Origin of the sequence: Streptomyces roseofulvus, from assembly GCF_039534915.1 — a bacterium.
Taxonomy (GTDB): domain Bacteria; phylum Actinomycetota; class Actinomycetes; order Streptomycetales; family Streptomycetaceae; genus Streptomyces; species Streptomyces roseofulvus.
Window position 1 is genome coordinate 2,355,651 of the sequence record NZ_BAAAWE010000001.1, and the last position, 18,106, is coordinate 2,373,756.

Sequence of the window (18,106 nt, forward strand, 5' to 3'; positions counted from 1 at the left end):
GCTCAGAGCCGGGTCACCGTCACGTGGGACATCATGTTCACCGGGTCGTAGCGGACCCGGGCGCCCGGGTAGGGGGCGTGGATGACCTGCCCGTTCCCGGCGTAGATGCCGACGTGGCTGGCGTCGCCCCGGTAGGTGACGAGGTCGCCGGGTTGCGCCTGGGAGAGCGGCACCTGCCGGCCGGCGTACCGCTGGGCGGCCGAGGTGCGCGGCAGGCTGATCCCGGCCTGGCGGTACGACCAGACCATCAGCCCCGAGCAGTCGAAGGCCGAGGGGCCGGTCGCGCCCCAGACGTACGGCTTGCCGACGGCGCTGCGCGCGGCCAGCACGGCGGCGGCGCCGCGCGAGTCGGCCGGACCGAGGTCGGCGGGCGGCGGCAGCTCCTCACCGGGGGCCCCGGCGCGTCCGCCGGAGCGGGAGGCCCGCTCGTAGTCGGCGCGCTCGGCGGCGGTGAGGGAGGCGAGGAGCCGGCGGGCCTCGGCGAGCTTCCGCTCCACCGACCGCTTGTGGCGGGCCACCTCGGCGCGGCTGCGCTCCAGTTCGCCGAGGGCGGTACGGGCCTCGGCGCGCTCCTGGTCGAGCCGGCGCCGCTCCCGCTGGAGCTCGGTGAGGGCGGCGCTCTGCCGGGCGGTGACCCGGTCGAGGGCGGACGCCCGGGCGAGGTAGCTGTCCGGGTCGGAGGAGAGCAGCAGGACCAGGGTGGGGTCGAGGCCGCCGGAGCGGTACTGGGCGCCGGCGAGCGCGCCGAGCGCGCCCCGCATCCGGTTGATGCGCTCCTGGCCCCGGGCGAGGCTGTCCTGGGCCTGGCGGACCTTGCGGCGCAGGGCGTCGGCCTTCTCGTCCGCCCGGTTGTAGCCCTCGGCGGCGCGCTCGGCCTCCTCGTACAGGCGGTCGACCTTGGCGCGGGTGGCCTCGGTGCCGGCGCCCGGGTCGGCGGTCGCGGGGACCGCGCCGAGGGAGGCCGCCGCGGTGGCCGCGGCGGCTGCGGTCAGGACGGTGACCCGGGCGGGTCGGCGGTGGGAGGCCACGGCTCGCGCTCTCCGTTCGGCTCGTGCGGACTGGCGCCGCAGACAGTAGCCGCTCCCCCGGCCGCGTCCAACGAAGGCGCCGGGCACACAAAATGACGCCCCGCCGGAGATCACAAGGTCACCGGCGGGGCGTCAGGTCAGCTCGGGGTGCGGCGAACCACCCGTTCGGGCGGCACGGCCGGGCGGGTCAGCCGCCGATGCGGACGCCGAACTGGAACGTTCCCATGTAGTTCATCGACTCGTAGCGGACCACGGCGCCCGGCTTCGGGGCGTGCAGGATCGTGTTGTTGCCCGCGTACAGGCCCACGTGCGACAGGCCGTTGAAGAAGACCAGGTCGCCCGGGCGGAGCTGGCTGCGGCCGATCTTCACGCCGTCGTTCTGCTGGGTGTACGTGGTGCGGGTCAGCGTGGCGCCGGCCTGGCGGTAGGCCCACATGGTCAGACCGGAGCAGTCGTACGCGTTGGGGCCCTCGGCGCCGGAGACGTACGGCTTGCCGAGCTGGGTGGCGGCGGCGGAGAGGGCGGCGGCGCCGAGGCCGCTGGCCGGGGCCTCGTTGCCGAGGTCGAGGCGGGGGGCGGCGGCGCGGGAGGCGCGCTCGGCCTCGGCCCGCTCCTGCTGCTGGATGCGGGCGCGCTCCTCGGCGGTGAGCGTGTTGAGCAGCTTGCGGGCCTCCGCGAGCTTGCCCTGGATCTTCTTCTTCTTCTCGCCGAGGGTCTTGCGCACGTCCTCCAGGTCGGCGAGCTTCGCGGTCGCCTCGGCACGCTCCTGGGCGAGGGCGCGCTGCTTGTCCTGGATGGTGGCGAGAACGTCGGCCTGCTGGTCGGTGACCCGGCCGATCGCGGACGCCTTGTCGAGGTAGTCGTCCGGGTTCGAGGAGAGGAAGAGCTGGAGCGCCGGGTCGATGCCGCCGGAGCGGTACTGGGCGCTGGCGACCGAACCGATCTGGTCCCGGAGGGTGTTCAGCTCCTGCTGACCACGCGCCACCCGGTCCTGGATCTGGCCGATCTCCTTCTGCAGCTTGCCGCGGCGCTCCTCGGCCAGGCTGTGCTGCTCCGTGGCCTCCTCGGCCTCGTGGTAGAGCTTGTCGACCTTCGACTTGACCTCGTCGATCTTCGGCTTGGGGGCCGCCTGGGCTCCGGTCTGGGCGGAGAGCGCGACGGCGGCGGCCGCGGTCGCGGTGAGCACGGTCACACGGGTGCGGCTCGGCTGCTTGGGTCGACGGTGGGACGCCACGAAGGCGAGCTCCTTCTTCCTCGAGCCGCCCGGCCGGTCAGGGGCAGGCGGTTCCTCCACGGATCGCCCGGGTGGGTGATCAACCGCGCGAAGGTTCGAGGCCCGACCCTAGTGACCAAGTTGTGATCAGTTCAAATCCCGATGGCAAAAATCTCGCCCACGCACCACTTTATTTACACGCATCACACGGGCGGTGACGGGCACTTGACGGTGCGCCGTCCATAAATCGGGCATAGAACCCAAGAGTTGCGACCCGGGCGAGTCGTTACGAGAGCCGCGAAAGGCGCTTGAGGAGCAGTGCCGACGCCACCGGCCGCGCACCGGCCTTCGCGACGCCGTCCGCGACCTCGCGGTCGGTGGAGACCACGACGACCGGCCGGCCCGGCGGCTCCGCCCGCACCAGCTGACGGATCAACTCGTCCGCCGTGACACCGGGCTTGGAGAAGAGCACCCGCACCCCGCGCGGCGGCGCGAGCAGCACCGGGGCGGCCAGCTCGGCCCCGTCGAAGACGCAGGTGACCTCGGCGCCCGAGCGGGCCGCCAGCGCGGAGAGCCCGCCGAGCAGCCGCAGCCGCTGCTTCTCCAGCGGCATCGTCGGGTAGCCGGTCTTGGTGACGTTGTAGCCGTCGACGACGAGATGCGTCTGCGGCAGCGTCAACAGCTGGTCCAGCAGGGCCGGATCGGTCTCCGACAGCGCGCGGGTCGCGATGTCCTTCGGCGACATCCGCCCCGGCTCCACCGCGTCCACGGTGTCCGCCGGGTGCACCGACACCGGCGGCAGGGCGAGTTCGCGCCGCAGCCCCTGGGCCGCGTCGAGCACCGTGTCGAGCAGCAGCCGCAGTCGCATGTCCTCCACCGAACGCCCCTCGCGGGCCGCCCGGCGGCTCGCCTCCAGCGCCGCCTCGACCTCGCCGAGCCGGGCCTTCAGCCGCCGCGACTCGCTCTCCGCGGCGGACACCTGGGCCGCCGACTCCGCACGGGCGGCCTCGCTCTCGGCCTGCACGCGGCGCAGCGCGGCCTCGCCCCGCTTCACGTCGCTCTGCGCGCTGCGCAGCTTGCGGTGAAGCGATTCGGCTTCCTTGCGGGCGGCCTCCAGGTCGTGCCGGAGCTGCTCGGTCTCGCCGCGGGTCCGTTCGCGGGCGGCGGCCAGCTCCTCGCGGAGCCGCTCCAGCTCGCGCCGGCCCGCCTCGTCGGCGCGTTCGGCGTCGGCCCGCTGGACCTCCTCGCCGGCGGCGGCCACCAGCTTGGCCCAGCCCGGCGGGCGGAGCACGTACGCCGCCGCGGCCACGTCGACGGGGTCGGCGGCGGCGGGCGGGGTGCCGGTCTCGACGGCCCCCGCCAGCTCGGGCCGGGTCTGCCGGAACCGCTCGCCGATCCGCTGCCGGAAGAGCGGATCGCCCTCCAGCGCGGCCGCCATCGCGTTGCCCGCGAACTTGGCGCGCCGGCTGGCGGTGAAGCGGGCGTACTGACGCAGGGGGGCGGGCAGCTCGGCGACGGTCAGGCCGCCGAAGGCGTCGGCGACCAGCGCGATCACCCGCCGCCGTACCCCCTCCGGCAGGGGATGGTCGAGCGTCTCGGCAGCGTCACCCGCCGCGCCGGCCGGTTCGTCACCGTGCGCGGACTGCTCCACGATCCGTCACCCCTACTGTCGTCGGCGCCGTCCGTCAGGACTCGACGCCCGGCTTGTCCACCAGTTCGATCTGGTCCACCGCGTTGCACCAGCGGCAGCGGACCGACTCGATGGTCTCACTGAGCACCTCGCGCTCCTCGACCTTGGGCTCCCCGGCCAGGTCCAGATGGACGTACTCGACGACCTTGGAGGACCGGGTCACGTCGAAGCGGGTCAGGTTGCCGCAGAGGGTGCAGCGCCAGCGGGTCTCGTCCGTCGGCAGGGGAACCGTCGTCATGGTTGCCGTCCTTCTTCCTGTCGTGGTGTACCAGGTACGGGAGCCGCGGTGCGCCGTCGGACTGCGGTGCTCGATCCCGTAACCCTACGGCCTCACCGGAGGGCGCCCGGCCCGGCGAGGCACTCTGTCCACTTCGTCCCTTCTGGGCCATGATCTGTCCATGATCGACTGGCGAGGCACGGCCCTGGGCGTCCTCCGGGGCATCCGTACCGGACCCGCGGTGACCTACGGACTGATCGCCGCCTGCTGTCTCCTCTTCATTGTCAGCCCGGTCTCCGGACTGAACCCGGCGCACGGCACCGGGGACGAGGTGCTCGCGGCGCAGAGCGCGTACTTCCGGCGGTGGGGGGTGGTGCCGGCCGAGCTCATGCGGGGCGATCCGGACGCCCTGCTCACCCCCTTCACCGCCCTCTTCGTGCACGGCGGCTGGCTCCATCTGCTCGGCAACATGCTCTTCCTGTGGGTCTTCGGGGCGATGGCCGAGGAGCGGATGGGGCACGTCGAGTTCGCCCTCTTCTACCTGGGCACCGGCTACGTGGCCCTGCTCGGGTACGCCATGGCGCACGCGGACAGCGAGCAGACCCTGGTCGGCGCCTCGGGCGCGATCTCCGCGGTGCTCGGGGCCTTCCTCTTCCTCTTCCCCCGCTCCCGGGTGACCAGCCTCTTCCCCTTCCTCTTCTTCCTGCCGCTGCGCTTCCCGGCCTGGGCGGTGCTGGTCTTCTGGTTCACCCTCCAGTGGCTGGCCGCGCGGACCGCGGGCTCGGGCCCCGGGGTCGCCTATCTGGCCCACGTCGTGGGCTTCTCGGTCGGCTTCCTCTACGCCTGGGTGCGGTTCCGGGGTGGGGATAGAGTGAAAACCCCAGCAGCGGCGACCGAGGGAGACAGCCAGCCGTGATCACCGCGATCGTCCTCATCAAGACCAGCGTGGACCGCATCCCCGAGATCGCGGAGTCGATCGCCGCGCTCGACAACGTCAGCGAGGTCTTCTCGGTGACCGGTACGTACGACCTCATCGCGATGGTCCGGGTGCCGCGCCACGACGACCTGGCGGAGGTCATCCCCGGCCGGATCAGCAAGATCCCGGGCGTCGAGGCCACCGACACGCACGTCGCCTTCCGCACCTACTCGCAGCACGACCTGGAGGCGGCCTTCGCCATCGGTCTGGAGTCCTGACACCGGACGCGTGACATGGGTGAAGGGGCCTCCCGGTCGGGAGGCCCCTTCACCCGTACGAGTGAGCGATCAGCCGCGGTCGGGGACGCAGCGGCCGTCCTCGGTGCGGTACTTCCACTGGGCGCCGTCGCGGACGAGCTCCTTCACGGCGCCGACGAACCGCTCGACGTGCTCGTCCGGCGTACCCGCGCCGAAGCTGACCCGGATGGCGTTGAGGGACCGCTCACCGGGGGCGGCCGGCTCGGGCGCGCCGCACTCGCCCGGGTCCTGGGCGTCGGAGCCGAGCAGGGTGCGGACCAGCGGGTGGGCGCAGAAGAGGCCGTCGCGGACGCCGATGCCGTACTCGGCGGAGAGGGCGGCGGCGAAGTGCGAGCTGTTCCAGCCGTCGACGACGAAGGAGATGACGCCGACCCGCGGGGCGTCGTCCCCGAACAGGGAGAGCACCCTCACCTCCGGCACGGCGGCGAGCCCCTCGCGGACCTTCTCGATGAGGTACCGCTCGCGGGCCACGAGGGTGTCGAAGCCGGCCTCGGTGAGCGCCCGGCAGGCGGAGGCGATGGAGTAGACGCCGATGACGTTCGGGGAGCCGGCCTCGTGGCGGGCCGCGGTGGTGTGCCACTCGACGTCCACGCCGCCGTCGGCCCGGCGGGCCACCGTGCGGGAGGCGCCGCCGCCCGCCAGGTAGGGCTCGGCGGCCTGGAGCCAGTCGGCGCGGCCGGCGAGCACGCCGGAGCCGAAGGGCGCGTACAGCTTGTGCCCGGAGAAGGCGACCCAGTCGACGTCCAGGTCCTTCACGGACACCGGGTGGTGGGGGGCGAGCTGGGCGGCGTCGAGGACGATCCGGGCGCCGTGCGCGTGGGCGGCGGCGGCCAGCTCGCGCACCGGCCACAGCTCGCCGGTCACGTTGGAGGCGCCGGTGACGCAGACGAGGGCCGGACCGTGAGGGTCACGGTCGGCGAGCGCCCGCTCCAGCGTCTCGACGGCCTGGGCGGGGGTGCGGGGCGCGTTGAGGTAGGTGACCTGGGCGTCCCGCCAGGGCAGCAGGGAGGCGTGGTGCTCGGTCTCGAAGACGAAGACCTGGCAGTCGGCGGGGACCACCTGGGCGAGCAGGTTGAGCGAGTCGGTGGTGGAGCGGGTGAAGACGACCTGGTCGCCGTCGCGGCAGTCGAGGAAGTCGGCGACGGTGGCGCGGCTCTGCTCGAAGAGGTCGGTGGAGAGCTGGGAGAGGTAGCCGGCGCCGCGGTGGACGCTGCCGTAGTACGGGGCGTAGGCGGCCACGTCGTCCCAGACCCGCTGGAGGGCGGGGGCGCTGGCCGCGTAGTCGAGGGCCGCGTAGGTGACTTCGCCGCCGGTGACGAGCGGGACGGTGACGTCGCGGCCGAGGACGGGCAGCGGGCCGGTGCAGCAGGCGTCGGACTCGGCGGCGGGGGCGGTCTCGACGGCGGTGGCGGCGGCGTTCGGGCGTGCGGGCATGGCGGTTTCTCCCAGGGGGACGGGCGCGAGTGGCGTGAAGGACCCGCAGGGGGCAGCGCGAGACGGCGTACCGCGTACGGGTGTCGACCTCGACGTACGCGACGGAAGGGGCGTACGGAGGTGGGAAAGGGGCCGGAGGCCCTAGCGCATTCGCTTGCTCACGAGACCGCTCCCTCGAGGACCAGGACCCCAGGGATGGCGCAGGGGTCCGCGCTTGCCGAGGACCTTGCTGTCCACGGCCTGGTCTTCACCCGGGGCACCCCGCCACGGACGGAGGGTTGCCGGACAGCCAGCCGGGGCTTGAGGGCTGTCACTCATGACCTGTCGCCGAACGTATGCCACCGCTCGCGGTCCGCGCAACCCCGTCCGCATTCCGGAACGGGGTCGCGCGGACCGCGCGGCGGAACTCAGGCGTTGCTGGCGGCGATCCAGCGGTCGAGGGCCGCGCGGGCGGCGCCGGAGTCGATCGACGCGGCGGCCCGCGCCATCCCGGCCCGCAGCTGCTCCGCGAGGGTGCCCTCGCCGGGCTCCAGGGCGGTGAGCGCCGCCGCCGCGTTGAGCAGCACCGCGTCCCGTACCGGACCGGTCTCGCCGGCCAGCAGCCGGCGGGCGACGTCGGCGTTGTACGAGGCGTCGTCGCCGCGCAGCGCCTCCAGGGGGGCGTAGGCGATCCCGACGTCCTTCGGGTCGAAGACCTCCTCGCGGACGGAGCCGTCGCGGACCACCCAGACCCGGGAGGTGCCGGTGATCGTCAGCTCGTCCAGGCCGTCGTCGCCGCGGAAGACCAGGGCGGAGTTGCCGCGCTCGGCGAACACCCCGGCGACGATCGGCGCCATCCTCGGGTCGGCGACGCCGACGGCCTGCGCCTTCACCCGGGCCGGGTTGGTGAGCGGGCCGAGCACGTTGAAGGTGGTGCGGATGCCGAGCTGGCCGCGGGCGGGCGCGACGTGCCGCAGCGACGGGTGGAACCTCACCGCGAAGCAGATGGTGATGCCGGCCTCCTCGGCGACCTCGGCGACCCGCTGCGGGGTGAGGCCGAGGTTGATGCCGAGCTTCTCCAGGACGTCGGAGGAGCCGGAGGCGGAGGAGGCTGCCCGGTTGCCGTGCTTGACGACCTTGGTGCCGGTGCCGGCGACGACGATCGAGGCCATCGTGGAGATGTTGACGGTCTTGGCGCCGTCGCCGCCGGTGCCGACGATGTCGACGGCCGGGCCCGGCACCTCGATCGTGTTGGCGTGCGCGTACATCGTCCGGACGAGGCCGCTGATCTCCTCCACGGTCTCGCCCTTGGCGCGCAGCGCCACCATGAAGCCGGCGATCTGGGCGTCGGTCGCCTCGCCGCTCATGATCAGGTCCATCGCCCAGGCCGTGTCGTCGGCGGACAGGTCCCGCCCGTCCAGGAGGCCGTTCAGGAGGGCGGGCCAGGAGCGGCCCGCCGTGGGAGGTCCTCCAGCGGGGGTCGCAGCGCTCATGGCAGCTCCTGATGATCGTGGGTCGGATACCGGGTCCAGCCTAGCGATCCCCGGGTACGGCAAAGAGCCCCGTCCATCGAATGGACGGGGCTCTCGCCGTGGCGACCTGCGTCAGGAGGTCAGGAGGGGATCAGTGGTGGCCGTGGCCGCTCTGGATCTCCTTGTACTCCTCCTGGGTGGGCTTGGCGACCTGGTTGTCGTCGCCGTAGTAGCCCTTGTTGAGCTTGACCCGGAGCTTCTCCATCGCGCCGATCTTCCGCTGGACGCCGTTCTCGTCGACGGCCGGCGGCAGCTCGGCGGGCGCGTACTGCTCGTGCGCGGTGAGCTTGTACAGCTCGCCCTGGCTGAGCGGCTCGTGGACCTCGACGAACTCACCGTGCGGCAGGCGCTTGATGATGCCGGACTCGCGCCCGTGCAGCACCTTGTCCTTGTCCCGGCGCTGGAGGCCGAGGCAGATCCGCTTGGTGACGATGAACGCGATGACCGGGCCGACGAAGAAGAAGATCCGCACGAACCAGGTGATCGAGTTGATCGACAGGTGGAAGTGGGTCGCCCAGAGGTCGTTTCCACCACCGACGAGCATGATCATGTACGCGGTGATCCAGGCGACACCGAAGGCGGTGCGCGTCGGAGCGTTGCGCGGGCGCTGCGCGATGTGGTGCTCGCGCTTGTCGCCGGTGATCCAGGACTCGATGAACGGGTAGACCGCGATGGCCGCGAGGACCACCGGGAAGATCACCAGCGGGATGAACACGCCCAGGACCAGCGTGTGGCCCCACAGGTTGATCTCCCAGCCCGGCATGACACGGATCAGACCCTCGGCGAAGCCCATGTACCAGTCGGGCTGGGCGCCGGTGGACACCTGGTCCGGCCGGTACGGGCCGAGCGCCCAGATCGGGTTGATCGAGGCGATCGCCGCGATGATCGCGATGACACCGAAGACCAGGAAGAAGAAGCCTCCGGCCTTCGCCATGTACACGGGCAGCAGCGGCATGCCGACGACGTTCTTGTTCGTCCGGCCGGGGCCCTCGAAGTGCGTGTGCTTGTGGACGAACACCAGGATGAGGTGCGCGACCACCAGGCCCAGCATGATGCCGGGGAGCAGCAGCACGTGCGCCGAGTAGAACCGGGCCACGAAGTCGCCGCCGGGGAACTCGCCGCCGAAGAGGAACATCGACAGGTAGGTGCCGACGATCGGCACGGACAGGATCGCGCCCTGCATGAAGCGGACACCGGTGCCGGAGAGCAGGTCGTCCGGGAGCGAGTAACCGGTGAAGCCGGTGAACATGCCCAGGAAGAACAGCAGGAAGCCGAACAGCCAGTTGATCTCACGCGGCTTGCGGAACGCGCCGGTGAAGAAGACGCGCATCATGTGCACGAACATGCCGGCGAGGAAGATCAGCGCCGCCCAGTGGTGGATCTGCCGGATCAGCAGACCACCGCGCACCTCGAAGGAGATGTGCATGGTCGAGTTGAACGCCTCGGACATCAGCTGTCCCTGGAGCGGGACGTACGAGCCGGCGTACTCCACCTCGTTCATCGACGGGTGGAAGAACATCGTCAGGTAGACGCCCGTCAGGATGATGATGAGGAAGCTGTAGAGGCAGATCTCGCCCAGCATGAAGGACCAGTGGTCCGGGAAGATCTTCCGCATGTTGGCCTTGGCCAGCGTGTAGATCCCCAGGCGGCCGTCGGCCCAGTCGGCCACCCGCTCACCGGCGGGGGCCTTCTTCTGCGTGTTGGTCACAGTGCTCATCCGCGCTCCCAGAAGGCGGGACCGACGGGCTCGTCGAAGTCGCCGTGCGCTTCGAGGAAGCCCTTGTCGTTCACGCCGATCCGCAGCTGCGGGAGGGCGTGACCGGCCGGGCCGAAGATGACTCGGGCGCCGTCGGACAGGTCGAAGGTGGACTGGTGGCACGGGCAGAGCACGTGGTGCGTCTGCTGCTCGTACAGCGAGATCGGGCAGCCGACGTGGGTGCAGATCTTCGAGAAGGCGACGATGCCCTCGTGCGACCACTCGAGCTCGCGCTTGTCCTTGATGTCCTCCGGCTGGATCCGGACGATCATCAGGGCGGCCTTGGCGATCTCGGTCTGGAAGTTGTGGTCGTGCTCCGAGAGGCCCTCGGGCATCGCGAAGGTCAGCGAACCGACGGCGACGTCCTCGGGACGCAGCGGCTCGTGCGTGTTCATGTTGATGAGCAGCTTGCCCTTGGCCCACAGCGTGCTGCGGAGCTTCTTCTCGGGCAGCGGGCCCATGTCACGCAGCAGCACCACGCCGGAGAGCGGCACCAGGGCCAGCGCGCCGAAGAGGGTGTTGCGGATGAGCTTGCGGCGGCCGAAGCCGGACTCGGCGGCACCGGCCGCGAAGTCCGCCATGACCTTCGCCTTGACCTCGGGCGACGCCTCCATCGGGTGGCGCTCGTCCGCGATCTCGACGTCGGACATCAGGGTGCGGGCCCAGTGGACCGCGCCCGCGCCGATGAAGAAGAGCGCGAGACCGAGGGTCCAGCCGAGCGCGAAGTTGAGCGCGGACACGTGGCCGAAGGGCCAGATGTACACGTTCTTGTCGACCGGGAAGATCACGTACGAGGCGATGAAGCCGATGGTGGCCAGCATCGACAGCACGAACATGAAGGCGACGGCGCGCTCGGAGCGCCGGGCGGCCTTCTCGTCGATGTCCTGGACACGCGGCTTGTGGGGCGGAAGGCCCGGGTCGGCGAACGGGTTGTCCGCGACCTTCACCGCGCCGTGCGCGGTGTCCTGCCCTGCCGGCAGGTTCTCTTCAGGAATCTCTTGGGTACTCATGACTTCTTGGCCTTAGCGGTGTGGGCCGCGACCCAGATGGCAACTGCGATCAGCGCACCCAGACCGAAGATCCAGGCGAACAGGCCCTCGGAGACGGGACCGAGGCCACCGAGCGAGAGGCCGCCCGGGCTGGGGGTCTCGTCGCCGTTGACGGCCTGCACGTACGCGATGATGTCCTTCTTCTCCTTCTCCGGCATGGTCGTGTCAGGGAAGGACGGCATGTTCTGCGGGCCGGTCTGCATGGCCTCGTAGAGGTGCTTCGGGCTGACGCCCTCGAGGGACGGGGCGTACTTGCCGTGGGTCAGCGCGCCACCCTCACCGGTGAAGTTGTGGCACTGCGCGCAGTTGGTGCGGAACAGCTCGCCACCCTTGGCGATGTCGGCGCCCTCGGGGCTGTACTCGCCCTCCTTGGGCGTGATGGGGCCGGCACCGAGGGAGGCGACGTACGCCGCGAGCTGATCGATCTCAGCCTGCGTGTAGATGACCTTCTTCTTCGGGACCTGGGCACCCGGCTGCTGCGCCGGCATACGGCCGGTGCCGACCTGGAAGTCGACGGCCGCGGAGCCGACGCCGACCAGGGACGGGCCGTCAGTGGTGCCCTGACCGCCGGTTCCGTGGCAGCTGGCGCAGCCGACGGAGTAGAGCTTCTTGCCCTCCTCGATGGCGAGGGACTGGGCGGTTTCATCGGCCTTCGCCGTGCCCGCGGGCGCGAACGCGGCGTACAGCCCCCCCGTGGCCGCCAGCGCGAGAAGTAGGACGACGACCGCCGCCAGCGGATGGCGTCGTCGTGCGGAGAGCTTTTTCACGGATTACCCCGGTGTCAGGATCTTCTGCGTCGATGCTTGCTGGATGTCGGTCCGCCGCGTCGGGCGGTGACCGACTACTTGATCATGTAGATCGTGGCGAAGAGGCCGATCCAGACGACATCGACGAAGTGCCAGTAGTAGGACACGACGATGGCGGCGGTTGCCTGCTCGTGAGTGAACCTCTTGGCGGCGTAGGTCCGGCCGAGGACCAGCAGGAAGGCGATGAGACCGCCCGTCACGTGCAGGCCGTGGAAGCCGGTGGTCAGGTAGAACACCGTGCCGTACGGGTCCGACGAGAGCGAGAGGCCCTCGTGCTTGACCAGCTCGGTGTACTCCAGGACCTGGCCGCCGATGAAGATCGCACCCATCACGAACGTGATGATGAACCACGTCCGGAGCTTCTTCACGTCGCCCCGCTCGGCGGCGAAGACGCCGAGCTGGCAGGTCAGGGAGGAGAGCACCAGGATCGTGGTGTTGGTCGCCGAGAACGGGAAGTTCAAGGCCGCGGCCTTTTCCGCCCAGAACTCGGGACCGGTCACCGATCGCAGGGTGAAGTACATCGCGAAGAGGGCCGCGAAGAACATCAGCTCGGAACTCAGCCAGATGATGGTTCCGACGCTGGTGAGGTTCGGTCGATTGACCGACGGGTGCGCGTGCCCGGTTTCTACTGTCGTTACTGTCGCCACGACCGACATTATGTCGGTCGCTTATCCCGCCCTCACTCCGGGGGGTGCCGTTCGGAGTGTCAGAGGGGTGTGTCCTGCCCGAACGGCCCATCCGGAGGCCCTCCCGACACCCTTCGAACAGGTGTTGAACGGGTGTTGACGGGGTGTGGAGCGGAGTAGCATCCCGCGCACCGGTCGAGGACGGCCGGCCCGCCTTCCGGACGGAGGAACGATGCAGTCGAGTGCCACGGTCCTGGTCTACAGCGACGACGCGAACACCCGGGAGCAGGTCCGGCTCGCCGCCGGGCGGCGGCCCGCGGCGGACGTGCCCCCGGTGGAGTTCGTGGAGTGCGCCACGCTCCCGGCCGTGCTGAAGCGGCTCGACGAGGGCGGGATCGACGTCTGCGTGCTGGACGGCGAGGCCGTCCCGGCGGGCGGCATGGGCGTCTGCCGGCAGATCAAGGACGAGATCTTCCACTGCCCGCCGGTGCTGCTGCTGATCGGCCGCCCGCAGGACGCCTGGCTGGCCACCTGGAGCCGCGCGGACGCGGCGGTCACCCTTCCGGTGGAACCGGTCGAGTTCGCGGCGTCCCTGGCGACCCTGCTCCGCACCCGCCTCTCGATCGACGCGTGACCCCCGCGGGGGGCCGGGCGCCGGGGTCGTAGCGGCGGGACCGTGGCGCCAGGCCGTGACAGGCGTAGCGGCAGGAGCGGGGCGTCAGGGGCGTGGCAGCGGGGTCGTAGCGCCTGGCGAGTGAGCCGAAGGGCGCGCCGGGGGAACACCCCCGAGCGCGCGCAGGCCCGTGAGGAACGAGCGGGCCGAGCACGGTCGGGGGTGTGAGCCCGGCTCACAGCGCCCGGAGGCGAACCGAGCCCTAAAGACTGGGCCGGAGGCGGGCTTTGGCGTCCTCGGTGGCCGTGGGGTCGCCCTTCTCGGCCACCAGGGCGCTGCCCCGGCGCCACTTGTCCCAGGACAGGTTCCAGTCGCCGAAGCCGTTGCCGAAGGGGTCCATCATGTCCCCGTAGCTGTTGACGGTCTTCACGATGTCGCCGGGGCGGACGGTCTCGTAGAACCAGGCGGCGTTGCCGGTGGACATGCCCACGCAGCCGTGGCTGACGTTGGCGACGCCCTGGGAGCCCACGGACCAGGGGGCGGCGTGGACGTACTCGCCGCTCCAGGTGACCCGGGTGGCGTAGTACACGGGCAGGTCGTACGACTCCGAACTGCCCTCGGAGATGCCGATGCTGGTGCCGCGCATCCGGACGTAGTACTCCTTGCCGAGCACCACCTTGATCCCGTTACGGGTGGAGAAGCCCGGTTTTCCGGTGGTCACCGGAATGGTGTTGATCACTTCTCCGTTCCGCCGCACCGTCATGTAGTGCGACTCCGCGTCCGCCACGGCCTCGATCCGGTCGCCGATCTTCAGCCGGAGCGGCTTGGACGGGCCGCCGTACAGCTTGTCGCCGACGCGGAGGCCGTCGAGGTTGCCGGTGACGGAGACGAGCGTGCCGGCCGGCCAGTACTCCTTGGGCCGGAAGTGCAGCTTCTTGTCGTCCACCCAGTACCAGGAGCCCTCGACGGCGGGCGTGGAGCGGACCTTGAGGGCCCGCTCGACGACGGCGCGCGCGGCCCGGTCCTTGACGGGCAGGCTGAGGTCGGCGGTGATCGGCTGCCCGACGCCGTACGTGCCCGCCTCCGGCCCGAAGGTGACGGTCAGGGCCCTTTTGGCCGGGGCCGTCTCGAACGTGTACGTACGGCCGCCAGGGGCCCCGTCCTCGTCCTCCGTGGCCACTCTGACGGTGTAACGGGTCCCGGCGGCCAGGGAGCCCGTGGAGCGCCAGGTGCGCCCGTCCGCGGTCAGTTCGCCCGCCAGGTGCCGGCCCGCCGCGTCCGTGGCGGTGACGTCGGTGATCCGCCCGTCGTCGCCCTTGGAGGTGATCTCCAGCGGCTTCGTCGGGTCCAGCCGGGTGCCGTCGGCGGCCGCGAAGGCGATCTGGTCGGCCGCGTCGTACGGGCTCGCCGACAGCGGGTGCCCGTCCGGGCCCGCGCACGCCGCCGCGCCCGCGGTGACGGTGAGGGCCAGGAGGGTGCAGCTCAGAACAGTCCGAATGCGCGGCGTGTCGTTCATGACCTCACGCTAAGGACAGTTCCGCGCGCGGGCGCGCCGAGCGCGGCAAAAGAGGGGCCCGGCCGCTTCGCGTACGAAGTGACCGGGCCCCTCGGGGTGTTGCAGCCCTACTGGTTCTGGTTCTCACCGCGGTAGAACTCGAAGACCCAGCCCCAGATGCCGACGAGGATCAGCGGGGCGGAGAAGTACATGATCCACCAGCCCATCGCGACCGCGAGGAACGCGAGGGCACCGCCGATGGCCAGCGAGAGCGGCTGCCAGCTGTGGGGGGCGAAGAAGCCCACCTCGCCGGCCTCGTCCGCGACGTCGGCCTCCTTGTCGTCCTGCGCCATCGCGTCGACCCGCTTGGCCGTGAAGGCCAGGTAGTAGCCGATCATGATGGCCAGGCCGAAGGCCAGGAAGAGCGCCGTCGTGCCGACCGGCTCCTTGGACCAGACGCCGTACAGGATCGCCATGGCAAGGATGAAGACGCTCAGCCAGATGAACATCTTGCCCTGGATCTTCACTTGCCGGCCTCCTTGCTGCCCGTGAGGGCCGCGGCCTCGTGCGGCTTGTTCTCCAGCTGGTCGACAGCCGCGATCTCAGGGTGGTGCAGGTCGAACGCCGGGGATTCGGAACGGATCCGCGGCAGGGTGAGGAAGTTGTGCCGCGGCGGCGGGCAGGACGTCGCCCACTCGAGCGAACGGCCATAGCCCCACGGGTCGTCGACCTCGATCTTCTTGCCGTACTTGGCGGTCTTCCACACGTTGTAGAAGAACGGCAGCATCGACAGGCCGAGGAGGAACGACGAGATCGTCGAGATCGTGTTCAGCGCGGTGAAGCCGTCGGCGTCCAGGTAGTCCGCGTAACGACGCGGCATGCCCTCGGCACCGAGCCAGTGCTGCACCAGGAAGGTGCCGTGGAAGCCCACGAACAGCGTCCAGAACGTGATCTTGCCGAGGCGCTCGTCGAGCATCTTGCCCGTGAACTTCGGCCACCAGAAGTGGAAGCCGGAGAACATCGCGAAGACGACGGTGCCGAAGATGACGTAGTGGAAGTGCGCCACGACGAAGTACGAGTCGGAGACGTGGAAGTCCATCGGGGGCGAGGCCAGGATGACGCCGGTCAGACCACCGAAGGTGAAGGTGATCAGGAAGCCGACAGCCCACAGCATCGGGGTCTCGAAGGACAGCGAGCCCTTCCACATCGTTCCGATCCAGTTGAAGAACTTCACGCCGGTCGGTACGGCGATGAGGAACGTCATGAAGGAGAAGAACGGGAGGAGCACGCCACCGGTGACGTACATGTGGTGCGCCCACACGGTCACGGACAGACCGGCGATCGCGATGGTCGCGGCCACCAGACCGATGTAGCCGAACATCGGCTTGCGGCTGAAGACCGGGATGACCTCGGAGATGATGCCGAAGAACGGCAGGGCGATGATGTACACCTCTGGGTGTCCGAAGAACCAGAAGAGGTGCTGCCAGAGCAGTGCGCCGCCGTTGGCCGCGTCGAAGACGTGGGCACCGAACTTGCGGTCCGCCTCAAGGGCGAAGAGCGCCGCCGCCAGGACCGGGAAGGCGAGCAGGACCAGGACACCGGTCAGCAGCACGTTCCAGGTGAAGATCGGCATGCGGAACATCGTCATGCCCGGAGCGCGCATGCAGATGATCGTGGTGATGAAGTTCACCGAACCGAGGATCGTGCCGAAGCCGGAGAAGGCCAGACCCATGATCCACATGTCGGCGCCGACACCCGGCGAGCGGACGGCGTCCGACAGCGGGGAGTAGGCGAACCAGCCGAAGTCGGCCGCACCCTGGGGGGTGAGGAAGCCGGCCACCGCGATGATCGAGCCGAAGAGGTACAGCCAGTACGCGAACATGTTCAGCCGCGGGAACGCCACGTCGGGCGCGCCGATCTGCAGCGGCATGATCCAGTTGGCGAAACCGGCGAACAGCGGCGTCGCGAACATCAGCAGCATGATCGTGCCGTGCATCGTGAACGCCTGGTTGAACTGCTCGTTCGACATGATCTGCGTGCCCGGACGGGCCAGCTCGGCGCGCATGAAGAGCGCCATCAGGCCGCCGATGATGAAGAACACGAACGAGGTGACCAGGTACATCGTACCGATGGTCTTGTGGTCGGTGGTGGTCAGCCACTTCACCACCACATTGCCGGGCTGCTTGCGGCGGACGGGCAGCTCGTTCTCGTACGAGTCCTCAGCCGCGGCACCCTTGGTTTCGTTGGGGATGCTCACAGTTGGTTCTTCTCCGCGTTCCTGGCCGGGTCCGTCTGCTCGATGCCGGACGGAATGTAGCCGGTCTGGCCCTTCTCAGCCAGCTCCTTCAGGTGCGCCTGGTAGCGCTCCGGGGAGACCACCTTGACGTTGAAGAGCATCCGGGAGTGGTCGACACCGCACAGCTCGGCGCACTTGCCGAGGAAGGTGCCCTCCTGGGTCGGGGTCACCTCGAAGACGTTGGTGTGGCCCGGGATGACGTCCTGCTTGAAGAGGAACGGCACCACCCAGAAGGAGTGGATGACGTCGCGCGAGGTCAGGACGAAGCGGACCTTCTCGCCCTTCGGCAGCCACAGGGTCGGGCCCGGGTTGCCGGTCTGCGGGTTCCGGTCGCCGGGGATGCCGGCGTCGTAGACGCCGCCCGCGTTGGCCGGGAACGCGTCCAGGTACTTGTCCGGGATCGCCGCGAGGTTCTCGTCCTTCTTCGCGTCACCCTCGACGCCGGGGACGTCCTCGATGTAGTTGAAGCCCCAGCTCCACTGGTAGCCGACCACGTTGATGGTGTGGGCCGGCTTCGGGGAGAGCTCCAGGAGCTTCGACTCGTCGCGCGCGGTGAAGTAGAAGAGCACCGAGACGATGATGAGGGGGGTGACCGTGTACAGCGCCTCGATGGGCATGTTGTAGCGGGTCTGCGGAGGTACCTCGACCTTGGTCCTGCTGCGCCGGTGGAAGATGGTCGCCCACAGGATGAGGCCCCACACCAGGATGCCGGTGAGGAGCGCGGCGGCCCAGGAGCCCTGCCACAGGGAGAGGATCCGAGGCGCCTCTTCCGTGACGGGGGTGGGCATGCCAAGGCGGGGGAAGTCTTCCCAGTTGTACGAGCAGCCGGTGGCTGTCGCCAGGATCAGGCCCGCAGTCAGCACCTGCGGCAGCTTCCGCCGCATCGGGCGCCGCGACGAGCGGTCGGAGCCGTTGGGACTCACGTAGCGCCTTCCCGAGAGTCTCGGCCCGCGTTTGGTCGGCCACGGCCGTCCGTCTCGCTGGTCGGTCGCCGCCCCGGCCGCGGGCAGGGGTTTGGATGTTTATGCGGACCAAACCCTACTGGACGCTATTTGGGGTCGCGCGGGGAGGGTGCCCAACGCGCCGTCCGAGTCCCCGAAGGGGTGGACCCAGGGGTTCCGGGGAGCCGCCGGAAGCGC

17 protein-coding genes and 1 riboswitch are annotated in these 18,106 nt (G+C 70.2%); of the genes, 3 read left to right on the forward strand and 14 right to left on the reverse strand.

The genetic code is table 11. The features are described from left to right. Nucleotides 1-2: 2 nt before the first annotated feature. The 4 genes from ABFY03_RS10865 to ABFY03_RS10880 all read right to left on the reverse strand — a co-directional run bounded on the left by ABFY03_RS10865 (nt 3) and on the right by ABFY03_RS10880 (nt 4,169). Nucleotides 3-1,028, reverse strand: coding sequence for a C40 family peptidase (locus ABFY03_RS10865; RefSeq protein ID WP_346169783.1), 1,026 nt, complete (start codon nt 1,026-1,028; stop codon nt 3-5). A gap of 187 nt (nt 1,029-1,215) precedes the next feature. Then, nucleotides 1,216-2,262: a C40 family peptidase gene (locus ABFY03_RS10870; RefSeq protein ID WP_319008068.1), complete on the reverse strand. Its 1,047-nt coding sequence runs from the start codon at nt 2,260-2,262 to the stop codon at nt 1,216-1,218. Nucleotides 2,263-2,527: 265 nt separating this feature from the next. Next, nucleotides 2,528-3,892: an NYN domain-containing protein gene (locus ABFY03_RS10875; protein ID WP_346169784.1), complete on the reverse strand. Its 1,365-nt coding sequence runs from the start codon at nt 3,890-3,892 to the stop codon at nt 2,528-2,530. 34 nt (nt 3,893-3,926) lie between these two features. Then, nucleotides 3,927-4,169, reverse strand: a complete 243-nt coding sequence (locus tag ABFY03_RS10880; protein ID WP_031006997.1) for a hypothetical protein — start codon at nt 4,167-4,169, stop codon at nt 3,927-3,929. Nucleotides 4,170-4,329: 160 nt separating this feature from the next. Between ABFY03_RS10880 and ABFY03_RS10885 the strand changes: the two genes are divergently transcribed. After that, complete coding sequence (locus ABFY03_RS10885) at nt 4,330-5,064, forward strand: rhomboid family intramembrane serine protease (RefSeq protein WP_319008066.1); 735 nt, start codon at nt 4,330-4,332, stop codon at nt 5,062-5,064. Then, entirely contained in the window at nt 5,061-5,342 is a 282-nt protein-coding gene (locus tag ABFY03_RS10890) for an Lrp/AsnC family transcriptional regulator (RefSeq protein ID WP_031006995.1), read from the forward strand. The genes ABFY03_RS10885 and ABFY03_RS10890 overlap by 4 nt, the downstream gene beginning before the upstream one ends. A 69-nt stretch (nt 5,343-5,411) precedes the next feature. On the opposite strand, the gene ABFY03_RS10895 is transcribed toward ABFY03_RS10890, so the two are convergent. The 6 genes from ABFY03_RS10895 to ctaE all read right to left on the reverse strand — a co-directional run bounded on the left by ABFY03_RS10895 (nt 5,412) and on the right by ctaE (nt 12,593). Next, nucleotides 5,412-6,815, reverse strand: coding sequence for an aminotransferase class V-fold PLP-dependent enzyme (locus tag ABFY03_RS10895; protein WP_346169785.1), 1,404 nt, complete (start codon nt 6,813-6,815; stop codon nt 5,412-5,414). Nucleotides 6,816-7,020: 205 nt separating this feature from the next. Beyond that, nucleotides 7,021-7,137: riboswitch (SAM riboswitch) on the reverse strand. Nucleotides 7,138-7,222: 85 nt separating this feature from the next. After that, a complete protein-coding gene (gene trpD / locus ABFY03_RS10900) occupies nt 7,223-8,287 on the reverse strand; it encodes an anthranilate phosphoribosyltransferase (protein ID WP_319008064.1) in 1,065 nt (354 codons plus the stop codon). Nucleotides 8,288-8,417: 130 nt separating this feature from the next. Continuing rightward, nucleotides 8,418-10,043, reverse strand: a complete 1,626-nt coding sequence (gene qcrB, locus ABFY03_RS10905) for a cytochrome bc1 complex cytochrome b subunit (RefSeq protein WP_319008063.1) — start codon at nt 10,041-10,043, stop codon at nt 8,418-8,420. Next, on the reverse strand, nt 10,040-11,092 hold the full coding sequence (gene qcrA, locus ABFY03_RS10910; RefSeq protein WP_319008062.1) for a cytochrome bc1 complex Rieske iron-sulfur subunit: 1,053 nt from the start codon (nt 11,090-11,092) through the stop codon (nt 10,040-10,042). The genes qcrB and qcrA overlap by 4 nt, the downstream gene beginning before the upstream one ends. Beyond that, nucleotides 11,089-11,898, reverse strand: coding sequence for a cytochrome bc1 complex diheme cytochrome c subunit (qcrC, locus tag ABFY03_RS10915; RefSeq protein WP_319008061.1), 810 nt, complete (start codon nt 11,896-11,898; stop codon nt 11,089-11,091). Before qcrC ends, qcrA begins: the two co-directional genes overlap by 4 nt. 74 nt (nt 11,899-11,972) lie before the next feature. Beyond that, the gene (gene ctaE, locus ABFY03_RS10920; RefSeq protein WP_319008060.1) at nt 11,973-12,593 is read right to left on the reverse strand and encodes an aa3-type cytochrome oxidase subunit III; all 621 of its coding nucleotides are present in this window, start codon (nt 12,591-12,593) and stop codon (nt 11,973-11,975) included. A gap of 202 nt (nt 12,594-12,795) precedes the next feature. Between ctaE and ABFY03_RS10925 the strand changes: the two genes are divergently transcribed. Then, entirely contained in the window at nt 12,796-13,197 is a 402-nt protein-coding gene (locus ABFY03_RS10925; protein WP_319008059.1) for a DNA-binding transcriptional response regulator, read from the forward strand. A gap of 241 nt (nt 13,198-13,438) precedes the next feature. Here ABFY03_RS10925 and ABFY03_RS10930 read toward each other — a convergent pair whose 3' ends face one another. The 4 genes from ABFY03_RS10930 to ctaC all read right to left on the reverse strand — a co-directional run bounded on the left by ABFY03_RS10930 (nt 13,439) and on the right by ctaC (nt 17,890). Next, nucleotides 13,439-14,692 (reverse strand): L,D-transpeptidase, encoded by a 1,254-nt coding sequence (locus tag ABFY03_RS10930; RefSeq protein WP_319008058.1) that lies wholly within the window; start codon nt 14,690-14,692, stop codon nt 13,439-13,441. 107 nt (nt 14,693-14,799) lie between these two features. Then, complete coding sequence (locus tag ABFY03_RS10935; RefSeq protein WP_319008057.1) at nt 14,800-15,198, reverse strand: cytochrome c oxidase subunit 4; 399 nt, start codon at nt 15,196-15,198, stop codon at nt 14,800-14,802. Continuing rightward, complete coding sequence (ctaD, locus tag ABFY03_RS10940; protein ID WP_030497553.1) at nt 15,195-16,928, reverse strand: aa3-type cytochrome oxidase subunit I; 1,734 nt, start codon at nt 16,926-16,928, stop codon at nt 15,195-15,197. Before ctaD ends, ABFY03_RS10935 begins: the two co-directional genes overlap by 4 nt. Then, nucleotides 16,925-17,890 (reverse strand): aa3-type cytochrome oxidase subunit II, encoded by a 966-nt coding sequence (gene ctaC / locus ABFY03_RS10945; RefSeq protein WP_319008056.1) that lies wholly within the window; start codon nt 17,888-17,890, stop codon nt 16,925-16,927. Before ctaC ends, ctaD begins: the two co-directional genes overlap by 4 nt. Between the last annotated feature and the right edge of the window lie 216 nt (nt 17,891-18,106).